At 70.7% G+C, this 307-nt stretch carries 1 pseudogene; it reads left to right on the forward strand.

The features are described from left to right. Window positions 1-307: pseudogene (locus TW83_RS21375) on the forward strand (hypothetical protein); the annotation flags it as partial.

The raw sequence follows: 307 nt of genomic DNA on the forward strand, positions 1-307 counted from the left end.
CAGTTCAACGACGTGCTGATCCCCGCATCGACCGCGCTGCCGCCGCGCTTCTCCGAGGCGATGAAGCCCTGGGACCTGTCGGCCGTGGCGGAATACGACCCCCGCTTCCTGTCGGGGTTCGAGGCCGAGGGGTACACCGTCCCCCTGGCGGACGGGCACGGGGCCGCGCGCCAGCAGATGGCGCAGGTCATCCACCAGGACGCCCGCCGCAGCATCGGCGGCGCGGAACAGCGCGTCGATCGCGTCGACAGCCGCTTCGTGAACGAGACCTTCAAGCATGTGCTGCTGCCGATCTGGGCGGCGGCCT

It is taken from the genome of Paracoccus sp. S4493 (assembly GCF_000967735.1).
In the GTDB taxonomy this organism is placed as follows: domain Bacteria; phylum Pseudomonadota; class Alphaproteobacteria; order Rhodobacterales; family Rhodobacteraceae; genus Paracoccus; species Paracoccus marcusii.